Source organism: Staphylococcus gallinarum (assembly GCF_000875895.1).
In the GTDB taxonomy this organism is placed as follows: domain Bacteria; phylum Bacillota; class Bacilli; order Staphylococcales; family Staphylococcaceae; genus Staphylococcus; species Staphylococcus gallinarum.
In genome coordinates, this window is sequence record NZ_JXCF01000150.1 from 1 (window position 1) to 249 (window position 249).

The following is a 249-nucleotide window of genomic DNA, read 5'->3' on the forward strand; positions in this document are numbered from 1 at the left end:
ATCTGATTCAGAGAGTGCATCAACGTCGTTGAGCACATCAGTGAGTGATTCAGAAAGTGCGTCAACATCATTGAGTACGTCAGTAAGTGACTCAGAAAGTGCAAGCACATCATTAAGTACTTCAGTATCTGACTCAGAGTCAGCAAGTACGTCACTAAGTACATCAGTGTCTGATTCAGAAAGTGCATCAACATCATTGAGCACATCAGTGAGTGATTCAGAATCAGCAAGTACATCATTAAGTACTTC

General features: G+C 41.0%; 1 protein-coding gene. It reads right to left on the reverse strand.

The features are described 5' to 3' along the window. Positions 1-249, reverse strand: a 249-nt coding sequence (locus SH09_RS17295) for a hypothetical protein (RefSeq protein ID WP_042740202.1), incomplete at both ends; no start/stop codon positions are given.